The sequence below is a fragment of the Pseudomonas sp. CFBP 13710 genome, from assembly GCF_014842235.1.
Classification (GTDB): Bacteria; Pseudomonadota; Gammaproteobacteria; order Pseudomonadales; family Pseudomonadaceae; genus Aquipseudomonas; species Aquipseudomonas baltica.
Map to the genome: position 1 here is coordinate 289,918 of NZ_JACYVJ010000002.1, position 23,886 is coordinate 313,803.

At 63.4% G+C, this 23,886-nt stretch carries 23 protein-coding genes; 16 read left to right on the forward strand and 7 right to left on the reverse strand.

Going from position 1 to position 23,886, the window contains the following annotated elements:
• Positions 1-2: 2 nt before the first annotated feature.
• Both IFT44_RS05905 and olsB read right to left on the reverse strand, forming a co-directional pair.
• Positions 3-773 carry a lysophospholipid acyltransferase family protein gene (locus tag IFT44_RS05905; RefSeq protein WP_192175572.1) on the reverse strand — a complete coding sequence of 257 codons (771 nt, stop codon included), beginning with the start codon at positions 771-773 and terminating at the stop codon, positions 3-5.
• The gene (gene olsB, locus IFT44_RS05910; protein ID WP_192175573.1) at positions 773-1,528 is read right to left on the reverse strand and encodes an L-ornithine N(alpha)-acyltransferase; all 756 of its coding nucleotides are present in this window, start codon (positions 1,526-1,528) and stop codon (positions 773-775) included. Before olsB ends, IFT44_RS05905 begins: the two co-directional genes overlap by 1 nt.
• 209 nt (positions 1,529-1,737) lie before the next feature.
• On the opposite strand from olsB, the gene IFT44_RS05915 reads away from it, so the two are divergent.
• The 4 genes from IFT44_RS05915 (at position 1,738) to sbcB (ending at position 5,937) form a co-directional block, all read left to right on the forward strand.
• Complete coding sequence (locus IFT44_RS05915; protein WP_192175574.1) at positions 1,738-2,817, forward strand: serine hydrolase domain-containing protein; 1,080 nt, start codon at positions 1,738-1,740, stop codon at positions 2,815-2,817.
• The gene (locus IFT44_RS05920; RefSeq protein ID WP_192057648.1) at positions 2,814-3,143 is read left to right on the forward strand and encodes an amidase; all 330 of its coding nucleotides are present in this window, start codon (positions 2,814-2,816) and stop codon (positions 3,141-3,143) included. Before IFT44_RS05915 ends, IFT44_RS05920 begins: the two co-directional genes overlap by 4 nt.
• A gap of 123 nt (positions 3,144-3,266) precedes the next feature.
• Positions 3,267-4,424 (forward strand): phospholipase D-like domain-containing protein, encoded by a 1,158-nt coding sequence (locus IFT44_RS05925; RefSeq protein WP_192175575.1) that lies wholly within the window; start codon positions 3,267-3,269, stop codon positions 4,422-4,424.
• Positions 4,425-4,497: 73 nt separating this feature from the next.
• Positions 4,498-5,937, forward strand: a complete 1,440-nt coding sequence (gene sbcB, locus IFT44_RS05930) for an exodeoxyribonuclease I (protein WP_192175576.1) — start codon at positions 4,498-4,500, stop codon at positions 5,935-5,937.
• A gap of 96 nt (positions 5,938-6,033) precedes the next feature.
• Here sbcB and mvaT read toward each other — a convergent pair whose 3' ends face one another.
• Positions 6,034-6,414, reverse strand: coding sequence for a histone-like nucleoid-structuring protein MvaT (mvaT, locus tag IFT44_RS05935; protein ID WP_192175577.1), 381 nt, complete (start codon positions 6,412-6,414; stop codon positions 6,034-6,036).
• A 314-nt stretch (positions 6,415-6,728) separates the two neighbouring features.
• Here mvaT and purU point away from each other — a divergent pair, with 314 nt between their 5' ends.
• Both purU and IFT44_RS05945 read left to right on the forward strand, forming a co-directional pair.
• Positions 6,729-7,580, forward strand: a complete 852-nt coding sequence (gene purU, locus IFT44_RS05940; RefSeq protein WP_192175578.1) for a formyltetrahydrofolate deformylase — start codon at positions 6,729-6,731, stop codon at positions 7,578-7,580.
• Positions 7,581-7,582: 2 nt separating this feature from the next.
• Entirely contained in the window at positions 7,583-7,810 is a 228-nt protein-coding gene (locus tag IFT44_RS05945) for a hypothetical protein (RefSeq protein ID WP_185794220.1), read from the forward strand.
• Here the strand turns inward: IFT44_RS05945 and IFT44_RS05950 are convergent.
• Positions 7,779-8,774, reverse strand: a complete 996-nt coding sequence (locus IFT44_RS05950) for a lysylphosphatidylglycerol synthase transmembrane domain-containing protein (RefSeq protein WP_192175579.1) — start codon at positions 8,772-8,774, stop codon at positions 7,779-7,781. The two genes, IFT44_RS05945 and IFT44_RS05950, sit on opposite strands and share 32 nt — an antisense overlap.
• Positions 8,775-8,990: 216 nt before the next feature.
• Here IFT44_RS05950 and IFT44_RS05955 point away from each other — a divergent pair, with 216 nt between their 5' ends.
• Complete coding sequence (locus tag IFT44_RS05955; protein WP_192175580.1) at positions 8,991-10,463, forward strand: helicase HerA-like domain-containing protein; 1,473 nt, start codon at positions 8,991-8,993, stop codon at positions 10,461-10,463.
• Between the two features lie 68 nt (positions 10,464-10,531).
• Here the strand turns inward: IFT44_RS05955 and IFT44_RS05960 are convergent, their stop codons facing one another.
• On the reverse strand, positions 10,532-12,004 hold the full coding sequence (locus tag IFT44_RS05960; protein WP_122479418.1) for an inorganic phosphate transporter: 1,473 nt from the start codon (positions 12,002-12,004) through the stop codon (positions 10,532-10,534).
• 297 nt (positions 12,005-12,301) lie between these two features.
• Complete coding sequence (locus IFT44_RS05965; RefSeq protein ID WP_122479727.1) at positions 12,302-12,502, reverse strand: hypothetical protein; 201 nt, start codon at positions 12,500-12,502, stop codon at positions 12,302-12,304.
• A gap of 275 nt (positions 12,503-12,777) precedes the next feature.
• Between IFT44_RS05965 and pcaR the strand changes: the two genes are divergently transcribed.
• The 9 genes from pcaR (at position 12,778) to pcaC (ending at position 22,254) form a co-directional block, all read left to right on the forward strand.
• Positions 12,778-13,647, forward strand: a complete 870-nt coding sequence (pcaR, locus tag IFT44_RS05970; RefSeq protein ID WP_185794003.1) for a pca regulon transcriptional regulator PcaR — start codon at positions 12,778-12,780, stop codon at positions 13,645-13,647.
• A gap of 165 nt (positions 13,648-13,812) precedes the next feature.
• Positions 13,813-15,159, forward strand: a complete 1,347-nt coding sequence (locus IFT44_RS05975) for an MFS transporter (protein WP_192175581.1) — start codon at positions 13,813-13,815, stop codon at positions 15,157-15,159.
• Between the two features lie 133 nt (positions 15,160-15,292).
• Positions 15,293-16,153 (forward strand): CoA transferase subunit A, encoded by an 861-nt coding sequence (locus IFT44_RS05980; protein ID WP_192136989.1) that lies wholly within the window; start codon positions 15,293-15,295, stop codon positions 16,151-16,153.
• Positions 16,150-16,929, forward strand: a complete 780-nt coding sequence (locus IFT44_RS05985; RefSeq protein WP_122479414.1) for a CoA-transferase subunit beta — start codon at positions 16,150-16,152, stop codon at positions 16,927-16,929. Before IFT44_RS05980 ends, IFT44_RS05985 begins: the two co-directional genes overlap by 4 nt.
• Positions 16,926-18,131 (forward strand): 3-oxoadipyl-CoA thiolase, encoded by a 1,206-nt coding sequence (gene pcaF / locus IFT44_RS05990; protein ID WP_192175582.1) that lies wholly within the window; start codon positions 16,926-16,928, stop codon positions 18,129-18,131. Before IFT44_RS05985 ends, pcaF begins: the two co-directional genes overlap by 4 nt.
• A gap of 219 nt (positions 18,132-18,350) precedes the next feature.
• Positions 18,351-19,640 carry an MFS family transporter gene (locus IFT44_RS05995; RefSeq protein WP_122479412.1) on the forward strand — a complete coding sequence of 430 codons (1,290 nt, stop codon included), beginning with the start codon at positions 18,351-18,353 and terminating at the stop codon, positions 19,638-19,640.
• Between the two features lie 45 nt (positions 19,641-19,685).
• The gene (locus IFT44_RS06000; RefSeq protein WP_192175583.1) at positions 19,686-21,050 is read left to right on the forward strand and encodes a 3-carboxy-cis,cis-muconate cycloisomerase; all 1,365 of its coding nucleotides are present in this window, start codon (positions 19,686-19,688) and stop codon (positions 21,048-21,050) included.
• A 10-nt stretch (positions 21,051-21,060) separates the two neighbouring features.
• Complete coding sequence (gene pcaD, locus IFT44_RS06005; RefSeq protein WP_192175584.1) at positions 21,061-21,849, forward strand: 3-oxoadipate enol-lactonase; 789 nt, start codon at positions 21,061-21,063, stop codon at positions 21,847-21,849.
• A gap of 12 nt (positions 21,850-21,861) precedes the next feature.
• Positions 21,862-22,254 carry a 4-carboxymuconolactone decarboxylase gene (gene pcaC, locus IFT44_RS06010; protein WP_185793997.1) on the forward strand — a complete coding sequence of 131 codons (393 nt, stop codon included), beginning with the start codon at positions 21,862-21,864 and terminating at the stop codon, positions 22,252-22,254.
• Positions 22,255-22,302: 48 nt separating this feature from the next.
• Here the strand turns inward: pcaC and IFT44_RS06015 are convergent, their stop codons facing one another.
• Positions 22,303-23,568, reverse strand: a complete 1,266-nt coding sequence (locus IFT44_RS06015) for an OprD family porin (protein WP_122479409.1) — start codon at positions 23,566-23,568, stop codon at positions 22,303-22,305.
• Positions 23,569-23,886: the final 318 nt, after the last annotated feature.

Consider the following 23,886-nt stretch of genomic DNA (forward strand, 5'->3'; position numbering starts at 1 on the left):
ACTCACGCCGCCCGCCGCAGCTCCTCAACCTCCCCGAACAACGCGAAGCGCACTGCCTCCTGAGCCTCATAGGCCAGTGCCGCGCGTTCCTTGCCCAGGCTGGCGATCGGCGCCAGCACCTGGATCAACACCTGCCCGCGGGGCTGAGCAAAGATGCGCAGCAAGTGCGACAGCAGATCATCATCGCCTACAAACGGCGCGATCGGATCCAGCTCGCCGTCACGCTGATAGCGGATCGCGATCGGCTGCACCGGTACGCCGGCGTCTATGGCGCTGGACATCAGCCGCCCATGGAACGTACGCAGGCTGTGACCATCGGTGGTGGTGCCCTCGGGGAAGATCATCAGGTCCAGATCGTTGCGCAAGTGTTGGGTCATCTGCCGCCGGATCAACTGGCTGTCGCCCGCGCCGCGACGAATGAACAGCGTGCCGGCCTTGAGCGCCAACCAGCCGGCCACCGGCCAGGTACGCACTTCGGCCTTGGACAGGAACGAAAGCGGCGCCAGCATGCCGAGCAGAGGGATGTCGGTCCAGGAAACATGGTTGCCGACCCACAGCATGGGCTTGTGCGGCAACTCGCCCTGCACGGTCACCTCGAACGGCAGCGCGTTGCTCAGGCGCACCATGAACCAGCGCGACCAGCGCTGGCGACGGCCCATGCAGTCGGGCAGGCGCAGCCGCTCCAGCAGGCTGAACATCGCGGCCAGCGCCAGGCCCAGGCCGATCACCCAGAGCAGGCGCAGGATGCGCGCGTACACGCGCCAGCGCGGCATCACACGGCCGCCTTGAAGTGGCGGGCGTAGCGCGGGCAGAGATCGTCGCGCTTGAGCAGGATGAACACGTCGGCAACCTGGAAATCCGGGTCCCAGCACGGCTCGCCACAGATCTTCGCGCCCAGGCGCATGTAGGCCTTGAGCAGCGGCGGCAGTTCGGCAATCACGTTGCCTGGAATGTCCAGGCTGGGCAGGGGCATCTTCGGCTCGGCGCGCAAGTGCTCGGTGCACAGGTAGCGCTCGCGCAGACGCTGCATGATCGCCTGGGCCTGGATGCCGCCATCCTGCATCGGAATGCTGGCACAGCCCATCAGGTAATCGTAGCCACCTTCGTTCAGCACCTCCGCCAGCTCGCCCCAGAGCACCGCGATGGTGCCGCCGTTGCGGTAGGCGGGGGCCACGCAGGTGCGACCGATTTCCAGGATCGAGCCTTGCAGGTGGCGCAGGCCGTGCAGGCTGAATTCTTCTTCGCTGTAGAAGCGCCCCAGCCGGTCGGCAGCGCGGTGGTCGAGCAGGCGTGTGGTTGCTACCAGTCGCCCGGTGGCCAGGTCGCGCACCCCGATGTGCTGGCAATGGGCATCGTAGTCGTCGATATCCAGACCCTGCTCGGCGCTCTTGAGTTTGGCGTTGAGCTCGGTGCTGAACACGGCGAAGCGCAGGGCCTGGGCCTCGTGCAGAGCTTGCGGGCCGACAAGTCGTTCGGCGTGCAGACGGCGTTCGGTACGGGTGTGGCCAGAGCGTGCGATCTGAGTCATTGCAAGTCTCCAAAAGCCGGCCGGTGAGTGCGGCAGGTCGATTTTGCTAGGCATGGCCAGCCTAGGAAGACCCGGTGTCATCACCATGAAGCTTTGGTGATGCTTGCGTGACAGCCCTCGACTGCCATACGCCACACAACTCTTGCAGCGAACGGCTGTCATACCCGCACTGCACACTCGCTCCAACCTCGATCACGAGCCTTCCCCGCATGCCGCGTCTGCTTATCCTGTCGATCTCTCTGCTGTGCGCGTTACCGGTGTGTGCGCAGAATTGGCCATCCGAGCGATGGAGCCAGGCACCGGCACCGGCGTCGCCGGCCATTGCCGCCCTGGAGCAATACGCGTTCGTCGCCCGCGATGACGCCGTGCGCGAAGGCGTGCGCACCGATGCGCTGCTGGTGGTCCGCGACGGCGAGATCATCTACGAGCGCTACGCCGGCCCCGGTGCTGCCGACCGGGTGCATGCCACCTGGTCGATCAGCAAGAGCCTGCTGGCCACGGTAATGGGCGTGGCCTATGGCGAAGGGCGTTTTGCCCTGCAGGATGCCGCCGCTGACTATTTCCAGCCCCTTGCCCAGCACCGCGATATACGCGTGCAGGACCTGTTCCACTGGGCGTCGGGGCTGGACTGGCAGGAAGACTACGAATATGCACCGCTCAATTCCTCGGTGGTGGCGATGCTCTACACCCGTGGTCATCACGACATGGCCAGCTATGCGGCGAGCCACCGGCGTGCCTACGTGCCCGGCGAACATTTCCGCTACTCCAGTGGCGACAGCAATCTGCTCGCCGCAGCGCTGCGCAACATGGTCGGCCTGCACGAGTACCCGGACTATCCCTGGCAGGCGTTGTTCACGCCTCTGGGTATCGACCAGGCGGTGTGGGAAACCGATGCCAGCGGCACATTCGTCGCCTCGTCCTATGCCTACCTGACCGCGCGCGATCTGGCCCGCGTGGGCCTGCTGATGCAGCGCGATGGTCAATGGCGTGGCCGGCAATTGCTGCCGCAGGCGTGGGTGGCCTTCAACCGCAAGCCGTTCGCTCCGAGTGAGCACGTTGCGGGAGAGCCCGCAGCAGGCGCGCACTGGTGGCTCAACAGCAATATGGCCTGGCCCCATGCTCCGCGCAGCACCATGGCAGCACTGGGGCATTGGGGACAGGCGCTGTACGTGCTGCCCGAGCAACGCCTGGTGGTGGTGCGCTATGCCGACGACCGCGATGGCAGCTTCAGCCACGATGCGCTGTTGCAGCGGATCGTGGCCGCCTTCGCCGCACCGGGTGGCCAATGAGCACTGGCAAGCGCGCCTGGGCGGCGCTCGGCCTGCTGCTGTCGCTGGCGGCGGCCACTTGGCTGTGGCACGAACGCACGCAGTTGCTGGCCTTTCCCGACATTCTCAGCGCCTTTTCAGCGAAGGAATACTGTTCGTGCCGCTATGTGCTGCAAAACAGTGCCGACTACTGTCAGAGCTACATCAAGCAGTATCTGCCGCTCAGCAGCCTGAGCGAGGACGCTGGCCAGCGGCGGGTTATGGCCAGCGGCCTGGGGCGCAGCAATACGGCGGCCTGGGTTGGGCCCCGGCAAGGCTGCCGATTGATTCCCGGGAGCGACGGATGAACCGGCCCGAACCTGGTCTGCCTGCACCCGCCACCGATGTCTCCATCCACCTGGTTACAGGACTGCCCATGCGTGAATCGAACGGCTTGCAAGCGACCCTATCTGTCATGCAGGGGCGCTGACATGGGCGGGCCGGTGTTTCCGTGGCGCGAGAGCAGCGAATTCGAGTTGCTGATCGACGGGCCGCAGTTCTTCCCGCGCATGCTCGAGCGTATCGGCGAGGCCGAGCACGCGATCGATCTGGAACTGTACCTGGTGGAGGCAGGCGCCTGTGCCCAGGCCGTGGTCCAGGCACTGCACGCGGCGGCCGCACGGGGCGTGCATGTACGCTGCCTGTTCGACCACTACGGCTCGCTGGCCTTCACCGCAGAACTGCGCGCGCAGTTGACCGACGTCGGGGTGGAGCTGCGTTTCTACAACCCGATCAGTTGGCGCCGGGGCGTGCGCAACCTCTACCGCGACCATCGCAAACTGTTGCTGGTGGACCAGCAATGGGCGATGGTCGGCGGCACCGGTGTCACCGACGAGTTCTGGCAGCCGAATGAAAGTGTCAGCGAATGGCATGAGGTAATGGTGGCCATGACCGGCACCTTGGTCGCTGACTGGCAGATGCTGTTCGACCGCCAATGGCGCGCCAACCTGCGGCGTACCGCCTGGCGTCCGCCTACCCATTTCGGCTTGGCGCGCGTGCCACCCATGCCCGACGGCGGCCAGGGGCTGGGTCGGGTCGCCTACGCCGATGCCCGGCAACATCGCGACATTCTGCAGTCACTGGTGCGCGCACTGAACAGCGGACAGCGCCGCATCTGGCTGGCGACACCGTATTTTCTGCCGACCTGGAAGGTCCGCCGTTCGCTGCGTCGCGCCGCCAGCCGCGGCATCGACGTCAGGCTGTTGCTCACCGGTCCGCGCACCGACCACCCATCGGTACGCTATGCCGGCCATAACTATTACCCGAAGTTGCTCAAGGCGGGGGTCAAGATCTATGAATACCAGCCCTGTTTCCTGCACTTGAAAATGGTCTTGATCGACGACTGGGTCAGTGTCGGTTCGTGCAACTTCGACCATTGGAACCTGCGCTTCAATCTGGAAGCCAACCTCGAAGCGCTGGACCCTGGCTTGACTACGGCAGTGGAACGCAGCTTCATCACTGACTTCGCCGCCAGCCACGAAGTCAGCCTGGCCGATTGGCGCCGTCGGCCGTTCTGGGGGCGTGTTCAGCAACGCATTTTCGGCTGGATGGATCGCCTCAGCGTGGCGGTGTTTCGGCGCCGGGGCTGAGGCCGCCCGACAACCGTGGCCTCATGCGGGGCAGGGCTCTACACTGTCGCGCAACTGCGCACAGGACACCTCAGTGACTTCCAGCATTTTCTGGTACGACTACGAAACCACCGGTATCAATCCGCGCTGCGATCGGCCCTTGCAGGTCGCCGGCATCCGCACCGATGCAGAACTCAACGAGATCGCCGCGCCGGTCAATCTGTACTGCCAGCCCAGTGACGACATTCTCCCGCACCCGGCAGCCTGCATGATCACCGGCATCACGCCGCAGCGCCTGGCCGATCGCGGCCTGAGCGAGGCTGACTTCATGACCCGGGTCCACGCCCAGCTGGCGATGCCCGGTACCTGCGGGGCCGGCTACAACACCTTGCGCTTCGACGATGAAATGACCCGCTACAGCCTCTATCGCAACTTCTTCGACCCTTACGGTCGCGAGTGGCAGGGTGGCAACAGCCGGTGGGACTTGATCGACGTGGTCCGCGCTGCCTATGCGCTGCGCCCCGAGGGCATCCACTGGCCGCAGGTGGACGGACGGGCGAGCATGCGCCTGGAGCTGCTCACGGCCGCCAACGGCATCGACCATGGTCAGGCGCACGATGCGTTGTCCGACGTGCGTGCGACCATTGCGCTGGCGCGCTTGATTCGCCAGCGCCAGCCTCGGCTATACGACTGGCTGTTCCAATTGCGTGGCAAACAACGGGTGCAGGAAAACATCCAGCTGTTGCAGCCGCTGGTACATGTTTCCGGGCAATTCGGCGCAGCGCGACGCTATGCCGCAGTGGTGTTGCCATTGGCTTGGCATCCAAAGAATCGCAATGCCTTGATTGTCTACGACCTGGCTCATGATCCGCAGCCGTTGATCGAGCAAAGTATCGAGGTATTGCAAGAGCGTCTGTACAAACGCCGCGAGGATCTCGCGGAGGGCGAGGCGCCATTGCCTTTGAAACTTCTGCACATCAATCGCTGCCCGGTAATAGCCCCGCTCGGCGTACTGCGCGACGAAGATTGGCAACGCCTGAATCTGGACAAGCCGCTTTATCAAGCTCGGGCAATGCGTTTGTGCGATGCCCAACCGCAATGGCATTACAAATTGTCACCGTTGTATCAAGCGCAGGCGTTTTCCGAGAGTGTCGATCCGGAACAACAGTTGTATGACGGGTTCATCGGTGACCGCGACCGGTTATTGTGCGAACGGATTCGCACATTGGATCCAGAACAGTTGGCGACAGCTCAGTGGGTATTCGATGACGAGCGCCTGCCTGAATTGTTGTTCCGTTACAGGGCGCGCAACTTTCCGCATACCCTGAATCCTCTTGAAACACAGCGTTGGTTGCAATTCTGCCAACAGCGCCTGAGTGATCCACTATTGGGCGCGCCCAATACTCTGCAAGGTTTCAATGCCGCGCTGGCCGACTGCATGGTCAAGGCCGATCCGGCGCAGACCCAGGTGCTGAATCACTGGCAGACCTACGCGCAGGCACTGGCGGCGCGCCTGGGCCTACAGCCGACTTGAATTGAAGTCGCGGCCATAAAAAACGCCAGTCACAGGACTGGCGTTTTTTTATCTACAGGCTGTAATCTACAGACTGCGATCCAAACGATGTAGCGATCAGCCGAGGAAACTGGCCCAGCTTTCGACCACGTCACCACCCCATTTGGCTTTCCATTCTTTCAGGGTCTTGTGGTTGCCACCCTTGGTCTCGATGACTTCACCGTTGTGCGGGTTCTTGTATTGTTTGACCTTGCGCGCGCGCTTGGTGCCGGTAACTTTGCCCGGGGCAGGGCGCGGTGCCTTGTTCAACTTGGCTTCCGGATCCAGCAGGGCAATGATGTCACGCAGTGATTTCTGGTATTCGCCCATCAGGGTACGCAGTTTGCCTTCGAATTCCAGTTCGGTTTGCAATTTGTCGTCTTCGGACAGGTTCTTCAAGCGTGCCTGAAGCTCTTTGATAGCCTCTTCGGTTGCGCGATATTCGTTGATCAGGGACATGGTCATACCTCGGTAATGCAAGTGTCAGTGGAAACAGTGTCGTGATAATAAGCATCCACCGAGGCCAAGTAAACATTTAACGGAAACACTGCGTTGATACCGACAGTGCCTGCAACATCGAGGTGAATGATTTTTCATGTCATTACCGGGCAGATCTATTTAATACCTGTGACTCCATCGACAGTGTGCCGGCCGACCCGTTCGGTGGAGCGGGGCGGATGTGCGACACGCTTGAAAGGCTGCAATCAATACTGCAGATTCGGCCGTCAGCCGCTAGAATGGCGCCCTTTGCGAAGTTTCTGGAGTTTGAATACATGCGCACTTTTCGGCTGGTGACCGCTTGCCCGGACCGCGTTGGCATCGTTGCCAAAGTCAGCCATTTCCTGGCGTCCCACAACGGCTGGATCAGCGAATCGAACCACCACTCCGATGACCAGAACGGCTGGTTCTTCATGCGCCACGAAATTCGTGCCGACACCCTGCCGTTCGACATCGACGCCTTCCGCGAAGCCTTCGCGCCCATCGCCGAAGAATTCGCCATGGAATGGCGGGTCACCGACACCGCGCAGAAGAAGCGCGTGGTGCTCATGGCCAGCCGCGAATCCCACTGCCTGGCCGACCTGCTGCACCGCTGGCACAGCAACGAGCTGGACTGCGACATCGCCTGCGTGGTGTCCAACCACGACGACCTTCGCAGCATGGTCGAATGGCATGGCATTCCCTACTACCATGTGCCGGTCGACCCTCAGGACAAACTGCCGGCGTTCGCCGAAGTCTCGCGCCTGGTCGATCAGCACCAGGCCGATGTCGTGGTGCTGGCGCGTTACATGCAGATTCTGCCACCGCAGTTGTGCCAGGCCTATGCCGGCAAGATCATCAACATCCACCACAGCTTCCTGCCGTCTTTCGTCGGCGCCAAGCCTTACCACCAGGCCTCGCTGCGCGGCGTGAAACTGATCGGTGCCACCTGTCACTACGTCACCGAGGAGCTGGACGCCGGCCCGATCATCGAGCAGGACGTGGTTCGCGTCAGCCACAGCGACAGCATCGACGACATGGTGCGCTTCGGTCGCGATGTCGAGAAAATGGTCCTGGCCCGTGGCCTGCGCTATCACCTCGAAGACCGCGTGATGGTGCACGGCAACAAGACCGTAGTCTTCAGCTGAGCATGGACGAGCCGGGCGACAAGGCCAGTGCCAAGCCGTTGCCGGTGCTCGGTGCGGGCTGTGCGAGCCGCTTCGATCCCGAGGCGCTGAGCGAGGAGCACGGCACCGATTTTCCGGGTGCCGAGGCGTTGTGGGCGCAGCAGCTGCGGGAACAGCAGCAGGGCGAGCCTGCCAGCGACGTCGACACGCCCGCTGCGGTCAAGCCTGGCGGGCCCGCAGCAGCTTGTTGAGCAAGGGTTTGCCCAACAGGGCGACGAACACCGGGCCGCCGGCGATCAGGTAGAAGTAGTAGGTGACCAGCCGCCAGATCAGAATGGCGGCGGCAGCGGTCGACTTGCCTACCATGGGCGCCAACAGGGCGGCCGAGGCCAGCTCGGCGGCGCCCGCGCCGCCGGGCAACAGGCTGAACTGGCCGGCGCTCAGGGCCAGCATCTGAATCAGAAAGCTCCACGCCCAGTCCACCTCGCTGCCCAGCCCCTGCAAAGTGAAATACAGCACGCTGTAGCGCAGCGTCCAGTGCACGCAGGTCAAGGCAAACACCTGGGCAAGCACGCGGCGGGGCAGGCGGAAGTTGTCAGCGAAAGCGTCGAGAAAATGCAGCAGTTTGCGCGCCCAGCGCCGTCGTGTGGCGGGCTTGATGCGCAGCAATTGCAGGAGCCGGCCGTTGATCTTGATCACCGGGCGGTGATAGCGCGCCAGTACCGCACAGGCGATCAACGCGGCCGTCATCAGAACCCCGCTGGCCAGCAGCATGCTTTCCAGTGCCTGGCTGAGGTTGTGAAACAGCGCGTAGACCAGAATGCACAGCAGGGTGAAGAAGAAGAACATCAGGTCGTTGAGCTGGTCCATGGCGAACACGGCGCTGGTCTTGGCCGCGCCGATGCCCTGGCGTCCCAGCAAGGCCAGCAGGGTCAGTGGTGCGCCGCTGCCGCCCGGGGTGGCGCAATAGGCGAACTCTGCCGCCATCACTACCGCAACCGTCTTCAGCCGACCGATGCGTGCGGCCTGCTCGGCCAGCAGCAGCCGCAGGCGCATGGCATTCACCACCCAGCCGACGCAGATCATGCCGAACATGCCCAATAGCAGAAGCAGCGAGAACCCGCGCAGGCGCTGGAGCATTTCGCTGCCGCCCATGACGATGGGAATGAGCACGGCGACGGCGATGATCAGAACCAGCCACAGCATACGACTCATGGTAGGCGAGTCGTCGCCAGGTTCGAGGGCGGGGAAAGGCGAGTGCGCTGCATGGAAGAGTCCGTATGGGCCGGCGTCGGGCCGTCGTGGGCGAGATGATAGCCGCGTCGGCGCGATTCGTCAGCGACTTGGATTCACCCAGGATTTTTTCCTGCACACCGGCCGGTTTGGCATTACGCTGGGTCAGGCTTCATTGAATAACAGCAGAGGTGCAACATGACGGATGCCCGACACGTATTGTTCGGTGCCGACCTGAGCGGCGAGCCAGTGGGTCTGGACCTGCGCCTGGCCAACCGCCACGGTTTGATCGCCGGTGCCACTGGAACCGGCAAGACGGTCACCCTGCAGCGCTTGGCCGAGGCATTCAGCGAGGCCGGGGTGGCGGTCTTTGCCGCCGATATCAAGGGTGATCTGTGCGGCCTGGGCGCCAGTGGCAATCCGCAGGGCAAGATCGCCGAGCGGATTGCGCAGATGCCATGGCTGGAGTACCGCCCCCAGGCCTGCCCGGTCACCCTCTGGGACATTCATGGGCAGTCCGGCCATCCGCTGCGCACCACGCTCAGCGAAATGGGGCCGCTGCTGCTGGGCAGCCTGCTGGAACTCACCGACAGCCAGCAATCCGCGCTGTACGCCGCCTTCAAGGTAGCCGACCGCGAAGGCTTGCTGCTGCTCGACCTCAAGGATCTCAAGGCGCTGCTCAACCACCTCCGGGACAACCCAGAGCTGCTCGGTGACGACAGCGCGCTGATGACCACGGGCTCGAGCCAGGCCCTGTTGCGCCGCCTTGCCACGCTGGAGCAGCAGGGCGCCGAAGCGCTGTTCGGCGAGCCGGCCCTGCGCCTGGAAGACATTCTGCACCCCGACGCCGATGGCCGCGGCCGCATCCATCTGCTCGACGCCAGCCGCCTGGTGCACGAGGCGCCGAAAGTCTACGCCACCTTCCTGCTGTGGCTGCTGGCTGAGCTGTTCGAGCAATTGCCCGAACGCGGCGACGCCGACAAGCCGTTGCTGGCGCTGTTTTTCGACGAAGCCCACTTGTTGTTCAACGGCACCCCCAAAGCCCTGCAGGATCGCCTGGAGCAAGTGGTGCGGTTGATTCGCTCCAAGGGCGTCGGCGTGTACTTCGTCACCCAGTCCCCCAGCGACCTGCCCGATGCGGTGCTGGCCCAATTGGGCCTGCGCATCCAGCACGGTCTGCGGGCGTTCACCGCCCGAGAGCAGAAAGCGCTCAAGGCGGTTGCCGAAGGTTTCCGCCCCAACCCCGCGTTCGACACCCTGGCGGTGCTGACCGAGCTGGGCACCGGCGAGGCCTTGGTCGGAACGCTGGAGGAGAAAGGCACCCCGGCGATGGTCCGGCGCGTCTCGATCGCGCCGCCGCAGTCGCGTATCGGCCCGCTGACGGACGCCGAGCGTGCCGCCGTGGTCCGCGGCTCTGCACTGGTTGGGCGCTACGATCAGCCAGTGGATCGCGAGTCCGCCTATGAACTGCTGACCGCGCGCAAACTGGCGCCCGCCGCCGACCCCGCACAACCGCCCGCGCCAAGCCTGGCCGACAAGGCCGGCGAGTTTCTCAGTGGCGCTGCGGGGCAGGCATTGAAGTCAGCGATGCGCCAGGCGGCCAACCAGTTCGGTCGCCAGTTGGTCCGCGGCTTGATGGGGTCTTTGCTGGGCGGCAGCAAGCGCAAGTAGCGTCACCGTTTTCCCACCCATGCAAAAAGGCGCCCGCGGGCGCCTTTTCTGCAACTGTCGCTCATTACCTAGCCGACCAGTTGGCTCGCCAACCAGAACAGCCCGGCCGCCAGGCCCATGGAGGCCGGCAGGGTCAACACCCATGCCAGCATGATGGTGCGCACCGTGCCGCCCTGCAGCCCGCTCTTGTTGGCCACCATGGTGCCAGCGACGCCCGAGGACAGGATGTGGGTAGTCGACACCGGCAGGCTGAACACGTTGGCTGCGCCGATGGCGCACGCTGTGACGATCTGCGCCGACATGCCCTGGGCGTAGGTCATGCCTTGTTTGCCGATCTTCTCGCCGATGGTCAGCACCACGCGTTTCCAGCCGACCATGGTGCCGGTACCCAAGGCCAGCGCCACGGCCAGGATGACCCAGAACGGCGAGTATTCGGTGGTTGCGGTGAGGTCCTTGCGCAGCTTCTCGAGGTCGGATTTCTCACGCGGCTCCAGTGCTGGCAACTTGCCGACCTTCTTCGCCGTGTCATCCAGGCAGAGCAGGTAGCGACGCACTTCGATGCGACGCTCGGCCGCCAGCGAATGGTAGTCGGAGACACCTTCAAGCGTGCTCAACAGCGCTGCGATGGTAGGTTCGGTCTGCTGCGGATTGCAGCTGAACTTCTCTGGCAGATCGCCCTGCTGGGCTTTGCCCAGCGCCAGGAACTCACCCAGGGTGGCCTGGTTGCGCTGGTAGAACTGGCTCAAGTGCTGGGTCGCGTCGCGGGTCCGCTCGATCTGGTAGGTGGTCGAGTTCAGGTCAAGTACGAACTGCTGCGGGACGATACCGATCAATACCAGCATGATCAGGCCGATGCCCTTCTGGCCATCGTTGGAACCGTGCACGAAACTCACGGCCATGGCCGACAACACCAGCACCAGGCGATTCCAGAACGGTGGGTGCTTCTTGTCGTCCAGTTTGCGCCGCTGCTCCGGGGTCTTGTGCATCTTGGACGCCGGACGCCACCATTTCAGGCCGATCAGCACCAGGGCCGCCGCCACGAAGCCGGCGATGGGCGAGAACACCAGCGAGGCGCCGATGTCGATTGCCTTCTGCCAGTTGACGCCGTCGCCCAGGGGGATGTCGTTGATCAAGGCATTGGCCAGACCCACGCCCAGGATCGAACCGATCAGGGTGTGCGAACTCGAGGCCGGAATGCCGAAATACCAGGTGCCCAGGTTCCAGGTAATGGCCGCGGCCAGCAGCGAGAACACCATGGCCAGGCCATGTCCGGTGTTGACGTTGATCAGCAACTCCACCGGCAGCAGGTGGACGATCGCGTAAGCCACGCCAACGCCGCCCAGCAGCACGCCCAGGAAGTTGAAGATACCGGACAGGAATACGGCCAGGTGCGGCGGCATTGCCTTGGTGTAGATGACTGTGGCCACCGCGTTGGCGGTGTCATGAAAGCCGTTGATGAATTCGAAGGTGAGAACAAACGCCAGCGCTAAGAACAGGCTGACCAACACCCACGCATCCAGTGCGCTGAATAATTCGATCATGAAGGTTTTGTGACCGGGCCATTGAGGGGGCGCGATTATGCCAGAAATCGACGCGTTATGACCCCCCAGGCGCTGACCGGTGGGTCCGCTTTTCCGGCATTCAGCAGGCAGTGGCGAGGGCTGACGCCAATGCAGCAGGCACCTTGGCCCCGAAAATTCGGGCTCTCGGTAGCAGGCAACGTCCCGCATACAACCCTGAATAATTCAAACGGGCGTATGAAATCTGTCGCCACATGACGCATTTTTGATGGCAATTGACGTGGCAGGGCCGGCGCGGTGCGTCGTGCCACGTCAATATCAGGCGTTAGGCTGTTGCAGGTCTTTTTCGATCTTCTGGATCTCTTCCTGGAATGCCAGATCGACAATGCTGGCACGTTTGCGCCAAGGTTTGCGTTCGGGTTCCGGCTGAGCAGCGTAGGTGGTGATCTCGCCGCCGTAGACTTCCTTGTAACGTTGTTCCTGGCGCTCCAGTTGCGCGCGCAGTTCGTCTTTCGTCACATTCATTACTCTGATAAATGGAAAGTTGAAACCGGCTGACAGGGTTTCTCCAGCGCCGTGCCAGTTGGCGAACGCATTGTAGCGAGTCGCAGTGTCAACGGGGCACCTGGGTCTGTCATCGAATGTGTGTAGCTCGACTCGATACACACTAGGAAAACGCAAACAGGGATAAGTTTCAGCACCGGCCACGAAACGCCCGCTGCACAGGTTTGCGATTATCGCCCGCTGGTTCGATAATCGCCCTGGGCAGTTCCCAGTATCCAGAGGGCAGTTTGATGAGCGAAGACACTCCACCGGCAGCCTCGACAGTGCCCCAGCGAACTGCGTTCAGCTCCCTGGCTCCGCCGATCGTGGCATCGCCGGCCAAGCGCATCCAGGCGTTTACCGGCGATCCCGACTTCATGACCTCGCTGGCCCGCGGGCTGGCGGTGGTGCAGGCATTCCAGGAGCGCAAGCGACACCTGACCATCGCGCAGATCAGCCACCGCACCGAAATCCCTCGGGCCGCCGTGCGACGTTGCCTGCATACCCTGATCAAGTTGGGCTACGCCACCACCGATGGGCGCACCTACTCGCTGTTGCCCAAGGTCCTGACCCTTGGCCATGCCTACCTGTCGTCGACACCCCTGGCGGTGTCGGCACAGCCGTATCTGGATCGCATGAGCGAACAGTTGCACGAAGCCTGCAACATGGCCACGCTCGAAGGCGACGACATCCTCTACATCGCGCGCTCGGCCACGACCCAGCGGCTGATCTCCGTGGACCTGTCGGTGGGCGGCCGGCTGCCGGCGTATTGCACCTCCATGGGCCGCATATTGCTCGCCGCGCTCGACGACGCCTCGTTGCACGAATACCTGCAGCACACCGACCTTGCTCCCAAGACCAGCCGTACCTTGACCAGCAAGGTGACATTGCTCGAATGCCTGGAGCGGGTTCGCCAGCAGGGCTGGTGCATCGTCGATCAGGAGCTGGAGCAGGGCCTGCGTTCGATTGCCGTGCCGGTGTACGACGCGTCGGGCCAGGTGCTGGCGGCGCTCAACGTCAGCACCCACGCCGGTCGGGTGACGCGGGCGGAACTGGAGCAACGCTTCCTGCCGATCATGCTGGCTGCCAGCCGCGACTTGAGTGCGCAACTGTTCGCTTGAACCATCGTGGCCAGCGTGGGCATTGCAGTGTGCGGTGACCGCACACATCTGCAGGTGCGCGATTGACCGGGCCGGGGCGCGCTGACTAATGTCCATCGCATCGACTGCTCAGGCATGTGTCGATGTGCCAGTCTTTCCCGAATAACTACAATGACAAGAACAATAATGAACAGACCTGCCAACGCTGCAGGGGTGTGCCTGGATGTGCAGACCCTGATCAACGACCGACCGCTGTCGCGCTACCAATGGCGCGTGGTCATCCTTTGTTTCCTGATCGTCTTTCTCGATGGCCTGGACACCGCCGCCATGGGCTTCATCGCGCCCGCGCTGTCGCAGGAGTGGGGCATCGACCGGGCCAGCCTGGGGCCGGTGATGAGCGCCGCGCTGATTGGCATGGTGTTCGGCGCGCTGGGCTCCGGGCCCTTGGCCGACCGCTTCGGGCGCAAGCTGGTGCTGGTTGGGGCGGTGCTGGTGTTTGGCGGGTTCAGCCTGGCATCGGCCTACAGCAGCAACGTCGATCAACTGCTGATCCTGCGCTTTCTCACCGGCTTGGGGCTGGGCGCGGGTATGCCCAACGCCACCACGCTGTTGTCCGAATACACCCCCGAACGCTTTCGTTCGCTGTTGGTGACCAGCATGTTCTGCGGTTTCAACCTGGGCATGGCCGGTGGTGGGTTCATGTCCGCCAAGCTGATTCCTGCCTTCGGCTGGCACAGCCTGCTGTTGCTCGGCGGTGTGCTGCCGCTGCTGCTGGCGGTGGTGCTGATGGTCTGGCTGCCCGAGTCGGCGCGGTACCTGGTGGTACGCAACAAAAGCGTGGAAAAAATCCGTCGTACCCTTGCACCGATAGACCCTGAGCAAGTGGCGCGGGCCGAGCGTTTCAGCGTTCCCGAACAGAAAACCGTCAAAGCGAGCAACGTCCTCGCCGTGATCTTTTCGGGCACCTACCGTGCCGGGACCTTGCTGCTGTGGCTGACCTACTTCATGGGTCTGGTGATCGTCTACCTGTTGACCAGCTGGCTGCCGACGCTGATGCGCGACAGCGGCGCGAGCCTAGAGCAGGCCGCCTTCATCGGCGCGCTGTTCCAGTTCGGCGGTGTACTGAGTGCCGTAGGCGTGGGTTGGGCGATGGACCGGTTCAACCCGCACAAGGTCATCGCCACGTTCTACCTGCTGGCTGGCGTATTCGCCTACGCGGTAGGGCAAAGCCTGGGCAACATCACCGTGCTGGCGACGCTGGTGCTGATCGCCGGGATGTGCGTCAACGGCGCGCAGTCGGCGATGCCGTCGCTGGCCGCGCGGTTCTACCCGACGCAGGGGCGCGCCACCGGTGTGTCGTGGATGCTGGGCATCGGCCGTTTCGGTGCAATTCTGGGTGCCTGGATGGGCGCGACGCTGCTCGGCCTGGGCTGGAATTTCGAGCAGGTACTGACTGGGCTGGTCGTCCCTGCCGTACTGGCCACCGTGGCCTTGTTGATCAAGGGGCGCGTCAGCCACGCCGACGCTACCTGAAGCGCGCCGCTGTACTGTTCGATAATCGAACAGATAGTCGATAATCGGATTGTTCGTGTGAGGCTGGCGCCCTAACCTGTATGCCAGCTTCATTCAAACAAGATGGCTCACAGTACCGAGGAGTCCTGCCCACATGGCTGCAATTCTGTCGCTCACCGACGCGGTGAAGCAATTCGTCAACGATGGCGACACCATCGCGCTCGAAGGCTTCACCCACCTGATTCCAACCGCTGCAGGTCACGAGATCATTCGTCAAGGCAAGAAAGACCTTACGCTGGTGCGCATGACCCCCGACCTGATCTACGATCAGTTGATCGGCGCCGGTTGCGCTCGCAAGTTGATCTTCTCGTGGGGCGGCAACCCCGGTGTCGGTTCGCTGCATCGACTGCGCGACGCAGTCGAGAAGCAGTGGCCGCAAGCGCTGGAGATCGAAGAGCACAGCCATGCCGACCTGGCCAATGCCTATGTGGCCGGCGCCTCGGGCCTGCCGTTTGCGGTGTTGCGGGCCTATGCAGGCTCCGACTTGCCCAAGGTCAACCCATTGATCAAGACGGTCACCTGCCCGTTCACTGGCGAAGTGCTGGCCGCTGTGCCTTCGGTCCGTCCAGACGTCACAGTGATCCATGCGCAGAAAGCCGACCGCAAGGGCAACGTGCTGCTGTGGGGCATCCTCGGCGTGCAGAAGGAGGCCGCCTTGGCCGCCAAGCGCTGCATCGTCACGGTGGAAGAAATCGTCGACGACCTGCAGGCCCCCATGAACTCCTGTGTACTGCCAACCTGGGCACTGACTGCGGTCTGCCACGTACCGGGTGGGGCACATCCGTCCTACGCCCACGGCTACACCGAGCGCGACAACGTGTTCTACCAGGCCTGGGACCCTATCGCGCGAGACCGGCAGACCTTTACCGCCTGGATCGACACCTACATCCGTGGCACCCAGAACTTCAGCGAATACCAGGCGAAACTGGCCAGCGCAGCGCAGGTGACCCCATGACTTACTCCACCAACGAGATGATGACCGTCGCGGCTGCGCGGCGCTTGCGCAACGGCGCGGTGTGCTTCGTCGGCATCGGCCTGCCGTCCAAGGCCGCCAACCTGGCCCGTCTGACCTCCTCGCCGGACGTGGTGCTGATCTACGAATCCGGTCCGATTGGCGCTAAACCCACCGTGCTGCCCTTGTCCATCGGCGACGGCGAACTGGCGGAAACCGCCGACACGGTGGTGCCGACGGGTGAGATCTTCCGCTACTGGCTGCAGGGTGGACGTATCGACGTCGGCTTCCTCGGCGCCGCCCAGGTCGACCGTTTCGGCAACATCAACACCACCGTGGTGGGCGACTATCATCAGCCCAAGGTCCGCCTTCCGGGCGCTGGTGGGGCGCCGGAAATCGCCGGTTCAGCCAAGAGCGTGCTGATCATCCTCAAGCAGTCGCACCGCAGCTTCGTCGAGAAGCTCGATTTCCTCACGTCGGTGGGCCACGGTGACGGCGGCGACTCGCGCAAGCGCCTGGGCCTGCCGGGGCAAGGCCCGGTGGGGATCATCACTGACCTGTGCATCATGGAACCGGAAGCCGGCACCAACGAGTTCGTGGTCACCTCCATCCACCCCGGTGTGACCCGCGAGCAGATCAGTGCTGCCACCGGCTGGAAGGTCCGCTTCGCCGACGACGTGCAGACCACGGCCGAGCCCGACACCACCGAACTGGAGGCGTTGCGCGCCCTGGAAGCACGCACCGCGGCCGCCCATGGCCAGGCGCCGGGAGAAGCATGATGCGTGACGTATTCATTTGCGATGCGGTACGTACGCCCATCGGTCGCTTTGGCGGCAGCCTGGCCAACGTGCGTGCCGACGACCTGGCCGCCGTGCCGATCAAGGCGTTGCTCGAGCGTAACCCGACGGTGGATTGGGCGCAGGTCGACGAAGTGTTCATGGGCTGCGCCAATCAGGCGGGCGAAGACAACCGCAACGTCGCACGCATGTCGCTGCTGCTGGCCGGCCTGCCCGAAGGCGTGCCGGGCGTGACCCTCAACCGCTTGTGTGCTTCGGGCATGGATGCGGTGGGCACGGCGTTCCGCGCCATTGCCAGTGGCGAGATGGAGCTGGCGATTGCCGGTGGTGTTGAATCGATGTCGCGCGCACCCTTCGTCATGGGCAAGGCCGACGCCGGTTTTTCCCGCAACATGAAGCTGGAAGACACCACCATCGGTTGGCGCTTCATCAACCCGCTGATGAAGGCCCACTATGGCGTGGATGCGATGCCGCAGACCGCCGACAACGTGGCCGACGATTATCGGGTCTCCCGTGAGGACCAGGACGCCTTCGCCGTGCGCAGCCAGCAACGCACCGCTGCCGCCCAGGCGGCGGGCTTCTTCGCCGAGGAAATCGTACCAGTGCGCATTCCCGGCAAGAAGGGCGACACCGTGGTCGAGCAGGACGAGCATCCACGTGCCGATACCACCCTGGAAACCCTGGCCAGGCTCAAGCCGGTCAACGGCGCCGACAAGAGCGTGACCGCAGGCAATGCTTCGGGTGTCAACGACGGCGCCGCCGCCATGATTCTCGCCAGTGCCGAGGCAGTGCAGAAGCATGGCCTGACGGCCCGTGGCCGGGTGCTGGGCATGGCCAGTGCCGGGGTGGCGCCACGGGTGATGGGCGTCGGTCCGGTACCGGCAGTGCGCAAGCTGCTGGAACGCCTCAACCTGACGGTCGAAGACTTCGACGTGATCGAGCTTAACGAAGCGTTCGCCAGCCAGGGCCTGGCCGTGCTGCGCGAGCTGGGGCTGGCGGACGACGCGGCGCAGGTCAATCCCAACGGCGGGGCGATTGCCTTGGGGCACCCATTGGGCATGAGCGGGGCGCGGCTGGTGTTGACCGCGCTGCATCAGTTGGAAAAAAGTGGCGGCAAGCGCGGGCTGGCGACGATGTGCGTGGGGGTAGGGCAGGGTCTGGCGTTGGCGATCGAGCGGGTTTGATAGGCTTCACCGGCCTCTTCGCGGGCAGAGGGCTCGCCGCCCGCCCCGCTCCCACAGAAAAGCCCTCTCCCACATAGATCAAATGTTCTTGTGGGAGCGGGCTCTGCCCGCGAAGAGGCCCTAAAGCCAACCCTCAACCTCCCAGACCGCCAATCACCTTGTGCCTGAGGTTGTAACAGGTTATGTCTAGCCTTTACCGACCTCAATGAGAACTAAAACATGACAACAGTTCATTACACCGGTGAGGAGCGCAAGAAGCGCATATTCGCGATCGTCGGCGCTTCATCGGGCAACCTGGTGGAGTGGTTCGACTTCTATGTCTACGCCTTCTGCGCCATTTATTTCGCCCCAGCCTTCTTTCCTTCCGACGATCCAACCGTGCAACTGGTCAACACCGCCGGAGTGTTCGCCGCAGGCTTTCTGATGCGGCCGATCGGTGGCTGGCTGTTCGGCCGCGTGGCCGACAAGCATGGCCGCAAGAACTCCATGATGATCTCGGTGCTGATGATGTGCGCTGGCTCGCTGGTGATCGCCTGCCTGCCGACCTACGCCACCATCGGTGTCTGGGCACCGATCATCCTGCTGCTGGCCCGGCTGTTCCAGGGTCTCTCGGTGGGCGGTGAATACGGCACCACGGCGACCTATATGTCCGAAGTCGCCCTGCGTGGCCAGCGTGGTTTCTTCGCGTCGTTCCAGTACGTGACGTTGATCGGCGGGCAACTGCTGGCCGTGCTGACCGTGGTCATCCTCCAGCAGTTTCTCGATGAGCAGGAACTGCGGGCCTGGGGCTGGCGCATTCCGTTTTTCGTCGGTGCCGTCGCCGCGATCATCTCGCTGTTGTTGCGCCGTACGCTGAAGGAAACCAGCACCGCCGAAACGCGCAACGACAAGGACGCCGGCAGCATCGCCGGGCTGTTCAAGAATCACAGCGCAGCCTTCATCACCGTATTGGGCTACACCGCCGGCGGCTCGCTGATTTTCTACACATTCACCACCTACATGCAGAAGTACCTGGTCAATACCGCAGGCATGCATGCCAAGACCGCCAGCCTGATCATGACCGGCGCGCTGTTCCTGTACATGTGCATGCAGCCGCTGTTCGGCATGCTCGCCGACCGCATCGGCCGACGCACCTCTATGCTCTGGTTCGCCGGGCTCGGTACCTTGTGCACCTTGCCGATCCTCATGGCATTGAAGACCGTCACCAGCCCGTTCCTGGCGTTCGTGCTGATCACCCTGGCCCTGGCCATCGTCAGCTTCTACACCTCGATCAGTGGCCTGGTCAAAGCCGAGATGTTCCCGCCGCAAGTGCGCGCCCTGGGCGTCGGCCTGGCCTACGCGGTAGCCAACGCGGTGTTCGGCGGTTCAGCGGAGTTCGTCGCCTTGAACCTGAAGAACATGGGCAACGAAAATGCGTTCTACTGGTACGTCACGGTGATGATGGCCATCGCCTTCCTGTTCAGCCTGCGGCTGCCCAAGCAGCCCAAGTACCTGCATACCGACCATTAAACCCAGGGGCGCGCCATCGCTGGCGCGCCCTTGCAGGGGAGCTCCATGAACCAACCGCCGAACAATCAGTTGTTCGATGTCTACTTCACCGCCCCGGCCATGCGCCAGATCTTCTGCGACCATGGCCGGGTGCAGGGCATGCTCGATTTCGAAGCCGCGCTGGCTCGCGCCCAGGCGCGGGTCGGTGTGATTCCCAGCGCGGCAGTCGCTCCCATAGAGGCCGCGTGCAAGGCCCAGCTATACGACTTCCAGGCCTTGGCGCAGGCCATTGCCAGTGCTGGCAACTCGGCCATTCCCTTGGTCAAGATGCTCGGCAAGGTCATTTCCGCCACCGACGCCGAGGCCGAGCGCTACGTGCATCTGGGGGCGACCAGCCAGGATGTCATGGACACCGGGCTGGTCCTGCAGCTGCTGGCGGCAGTTGAGCTGATCGAATCCGACCTGCGCCTGCTGACCGACGCCCTGAGCCAGCAGGCTCGCCGCCATGCGGCCACGGTGATGCCCGGACGAACCTGGCTGCAACACGCCACACCTGTCACCCTGGGCATGAAGATCGCTGGCTGGCTCGGCGCCCTGACCCGCAGCCGGCAGCGCCTGCGCGAGCTCAGGCCGCGGCTGGCCTGCCTGCAATTCGGCGGCGCATCGGGCACCTTGGCCGCACTCGGCGATCGAGCCATGCCGGTGGCCCAGGCACTGGCCGAGGAACTGCACCTGAACCTGCCCGAGCAGCCTTGGCATACCCAACGCGACCGACTGGTGGAGCTGGCCTCGGTGCTGGGCCTGTTGGCCGGCAGTCTGGGCAAGCTGGGGCGTGATATCAGCCTGCTGATGCAGACCGAGGCGGCGGAAGTCTTCGAACCTTCGGCACCGGGAAAGGGCGGTTCCTCGACCATGCCGCACAAGCGCAATCCGGTCGGTGCGGCGGTGCTCATTGGCGCTGCCACCCGGGTGCCGGGTCTGCTGGCCACGCTGTTCAGCGCGATGCCGCAGGAACACGAGCGCAGCCTGGGGCTGTGGCACGCCGAATGGGAAACGCTGCCGGAGATCTGCTGCCTGGTGTCCGGCGCGCTGCAGCAGGCGCTGGCCATCGCCGACGGCATGCAGGTCGACGATGGGCGCATGCTGGCGAACCTGGAACTGACCCACGGCCTGGTGCTGGCCGAAGCCGTCAGCATCGTGCTGGCCCAGCGGATCGGTCGCGACCGCGCCCATCATGTGCTGGAACAGTGCTGCAAACAGGCCGTCGCCCAGGGCCGGCATCTGCGCGCGGTGCTCGGCGACGAGCCGCAGGTCACCGAGCATTTGGACGCCAATGAACTGGACCGTCTGCTGGACCCTTCGCATTATCTGGGCCAGGCCCGGGTCTGGGTCGAACGGGCGGTCGCCGAACACGATCTTTTGAATGCGTGAGGAGATGAGCGTGGCACAGGTACAACTCGCCGACGGCGAACTCGATTACAGCCTGCAAGGCCCCGAAGACAAGCCGGTACTGGTGCTGTCCAACTCGCTGGGCACCGACCGGCACATGTGGGACAGCCAGATGGCCGCCTTCACCGAGCATTTCCAGGTGCTGCGCTACGACACCCGTGGCCATGGCCAATCCCTGGTCTCCCCTGGCACCTATACCGTCGAGCAACTGGGCGGCGACGTGCTGGCGTTGCTCGATGCCCTGCACCTGGAGAAGGTGCATTTCTGCGGGCTGTCCATGGGCGGCCTGATCGGCCAATGGCTGGGGATCAACGCCGGCGAGCGCCTGCACAAGCTGGTGATCTGCAACACGGCGGCAAAAATTGGCACCCAGGACGTCTGGAACCCCCGGATCGAAATGGTCCTTGGGCAGGGCGAGGCGGCCATGCAGTCGCTGCGCGACGCCTCCATCGCGCGCTGGTTCACCCCGGCGTTCGCCGAAGCCAACCCGGGCGAAACCCGGCGCATCACCGACATGCTCGCGGCCACTTCGCCCCAAGGCTACGCCGCCAACTGCGCGGCCGTGCGCGACGCCGATTTCCGCGAGCAGTTGGGTGCCATCCAGGTACCGCTGCTGGTGATCGCAGGCACCGAGGACGCTGTGACCACGCCCGCCGACGCGCAATTCATCGTCGAGCAGGTGGCCGGTGCGCAGTACGCCGAGTTTGCCGCGGCGCATTTGTCCAACGTTGAAGTCGGTGCGCCTTTCAGTGCCCGCGTCGTCGAATTTCTGTTGCGCTGAAGGAGCACGTCCATGGACGAAAAAGAACGCTACGAAGAAGGTCTGAAAGTCAGGCGAGCGGTGTTGGGCGATGCCCACGTGGAACGCAGCCTGAACAACCTGACCGAGTTCAATACCGAGTTCCAGGAGATGATCACCCGCCATGCGTGGGGTGATATCTGGACCCGTCCGGGCCTGCCGCGGCACACCCGCAGCCTGGTCACCATCGCCATGCTGATCGGCATGAATCGCAACGACGAGCTCAAGCTGCACTTGCGTGCGGCGGCAAGCAACGGTGTCACCCGTGAAGAGATCAAGGAAGTCTTGATGCAGAGCGCCATCTATTGTGGCATTCCGGCGGCCAACGCGACGTTTCACCTGGCCGAATCGGTATGGGATGAGCTGGGCGTCGAATCCCGCCAGTGACGCCCGAGCGGGCCGGTGCGGGCGACATGCCCGTCACCGGCGCGAGGGTTACAGAATGCTCAGCGGATAGCTGACGATCACCCGGTTTTCGTCGAACTCGCTGGTGCTGTAGTCGCGGCGCATGGTCGAGTTGCGCCAGCGCATGTTCAGGCTCTTGAAGGTGCCCGACTGCACGGTGTAGGCCAGTTCGGTTTCGCGGCCCCATTCCTTGCCGTCGGTGACGGTGGCGGTGTGCACATTGTCGCCGCTGATGTAGCGGTTCATCAGGGTCAGCCCCGGTACGCCCACGCCGGCGAAGTTGAAGTCATGGCGCAACTGCCAGGATTTCTCCTTGGCGTTCTCGTAGCTGGAGTTGTAGCTGTCGTTGGCCAGGGTGCCGCCACTGGTGCCGTTGACGCGCATCCAGCCATTGTCGCCGGTGACTTTCTGCAGACCGACATAGAAGGTGTTGCTGCCGTACTTGGCCGACAGCAGCGCCGACCAGGTCTTGTTGTCCAGGTCACCGGCCCTTGCGCTGCCGTCCTCCTTGCCATGGAAGAAGCCCAGGTTGGCACCCAGGGTCCAGTCGCCCAAGGGCTGGCTGTGGAGAATCTGCAGGTACTGCTGCTGGTAGATGTCCTTGAGCTCGGCATTCCACAGGCCGACCAGGGTGTTCTTGCCGTTGAAGGTGTACTCGCCACCGACGAAATTGAAGCGGTCGGAAGTGATGCCGGCGCGGCCCTGCAGGAACATGTCCTCCATGCTGGCGTCGTTGCGCGGGCTGTTCTTGCGGAACTGGCCGCCGTACAGCGTCAGGCCGTCGATTTCCTGGGAGGTGACCTGTCCGCCCTGGAAAGTCTGCGGCAGCGAGCGCCCGTCATCCGAGCGCAGGATAGGCAGCACCGGCATCCATTCACCGACCTTGAGCACGGTCTTGGATATCTTGGCCTTGGCGGCCACACCCAACCGACCGAAATCGTCGGCCGGGTCATTGCCGTCATGCACAGGCAACAACTGCGTGCCATAGGTACCACGGCCGCCGTCGAGCTTGACCGAGTACATGCCCAGCACGTCCACACCGAAGCCGACCATGCCTTGGGTATAGCCGGATTTGGCATCGAGAATGAAGCTTTGGGTCCATTCCTCGGACTTGCTCTGCGGGAAGGCCGGGTTGGTGTGATTGCGGTTGAAGTAGAAGTTGCGCAGGTTCAGCCCTACCTTGGCGTCCTCCAGGAAGCCGGACTCGGCCGCAAAGGAGGGCAGGGCGGCCGTGGCAACGGTCAGCGCAATCAGGTTGGGCAACAGACGGGGTGAACGACGGAAGTGCTGGCGCATGGGGTAAACCTATTGTTATTGATTTTATGATTGACGCACGCTTGTACGAGCAGGTCATGCATGTTTCTGAGTGTTGCGCGGATGGTGCGTTGGGGTGACGCCCGATTCAACCGACCGCACGGGAATACGTGCGATAACCGAACACTAACTAACTGGTTAATAACAAGTCAGTTATCTGGTCATCAGACCACTATTGCTCAAGATTGAACTTTCGGCCAGTCCCGTGTGACATTTTCTTCAGGGGCTACCCTGTTCGTGCCGATGTCACCGCCTGACCTGCATAAAAAAACCACCGCAGGCGGTGGTTTTTTCTTGCAA

Bases quoted from the DNA above. Each gene is read 5' to 3' on its own strand.
- IFT44_RS05905 (WP_192175572.1), bottom strand. From the start codon at position 773: ATGCCGCGCTGGCGCGTGTACGCGCGCATCCTGCGCCTGCTCTGGGTG.
- olsB (WP_192175573.1), bottom strand. From the start codon at position 1,528: ATGACTCAGATCGCACGCTCTGGCCACACCCGTACCGAACGCCGTCTG.
- IFT44_RS05915 (WP_192175574.1), top strand. From the start codon at position 1,738: ATGCCGCGTCTGCTTATCCTGTCGATCTCTCTGCTGTGCGCGTTACCG.
- IFT44_RS05920 (WP_192057648.1), top strand. From the start codon at position 2,814: ATGAGCACTGGCAAGCGCGCCTGGGCGGCGCTCGGCCTGCTGCTGTCG.
- IFT44_RS05925 (WP_192175575.1), top strand. From the start codon at position 3,267: ATGGGCGGGCCGGTGTTTCCGTGGCGCGAGAGCAGCGAATTCGAGTTG.
- mvaT (WP_192175577.1), bottom strand. From the start codon at position 6,414: ATGTCCCTGATCAACGAATATCGCGCAACCGAAGAGGCTATCAAAGAG.
- purU (WP_192175578.1), top strand. From the start codon at position 6,729: ATGCGCACTTTTCGGCTGGTGACCGCTTGCCCGGACCGCGTTGGCATC.
- IFT44_RS05945 (WP_185794220.1), top strand. From the start codon at position 7,583: ATGGACGAGCCGGGCGACAAGGCCAGTGCCAAGCCGTTGCCGGTGCTC.
- IFT44_RS05950 (WP_192175579.1), bottom strand. From the start codon at position 8,774: ATGAGTCGTATGCTGTGGCTGGTTCTGATCATCGCCGTCGCCGTGCTC.
- IFT44_RS05955 (WP_192175580.1), top strand. From the start codon at position 8,991: ATGACGGATGCCCGACACGTATTGTTCGGTGCCGACCTGAGCGGCGAG.
- IFT44_RS05960 (WP_122479418.1), bottom strand. From the start codon at position 12,004: ATGATCGAATTATTCAGCGCACTGGATGCGTGGGTGTTGGTCAGCCTG.
- pcaR (WP_185794003.1), top strand. From the start codon at position 12,778: ATGAGCGAAGACACTCCACCGGCAGCCTCGACAGTGCCCCAGCGAACT.
- IFT44_RS05975 (WP_192175581.1), top strand. From the start codon at position 13,813: ATGAACAGACCTGCCAACGCTGCAGGGGTGTGCCTGGATGTGCAGACC.
- IFT44_RS05980 (WP_192136989.1), top strand. From the start codon at position 15,293: ATGGCTGCAATTCTGTCGCTCACCGACGCGGTGAAGCAATTCGTCAAC.
- IFT44_RS05985 (WP_122479414.1), top strand. From the start codon at position 16,150: ATGACTTACTCCACCAACGAGATGATGACCGTCGCGGCTGCGCGGCGC.
- pcaF (WP_192175582.1), top strand. From the start codon at position 16,926: ATGATGCGTGACGTATTCATTTGCGATGCGGTACGTACGCCCATCGGT.
- IFT44_RS05995 (WP_122479412.1), top strand. From the start codon at position 18,351: ATGACAACAGTTCATTACACCGGTGAGGAGCGCAAGAAGCGCATATTC.
- IFT44_RS06000 (WP_192175583.1), top strand. From the start codon at position 19,686: ATGAACCAACCGCCGAACAATCAGTTGTTCGATGTCTACTTCACCGCC.
- pcaC (WP_185793997.1), top strand. From the start codon at position 21,862: ATGGACGAAAAAGAACGCTACGAAGAAGGTCTGAAAGTCAGGCGAGCG.
- IFT44_RS06015 (WP_122479409.1), bottom strand. From the start codon at position 23,568: ATGCGCCAGCACTTCCGTCGTTCACCCCGTCTGTTGCCCAACCTGATT.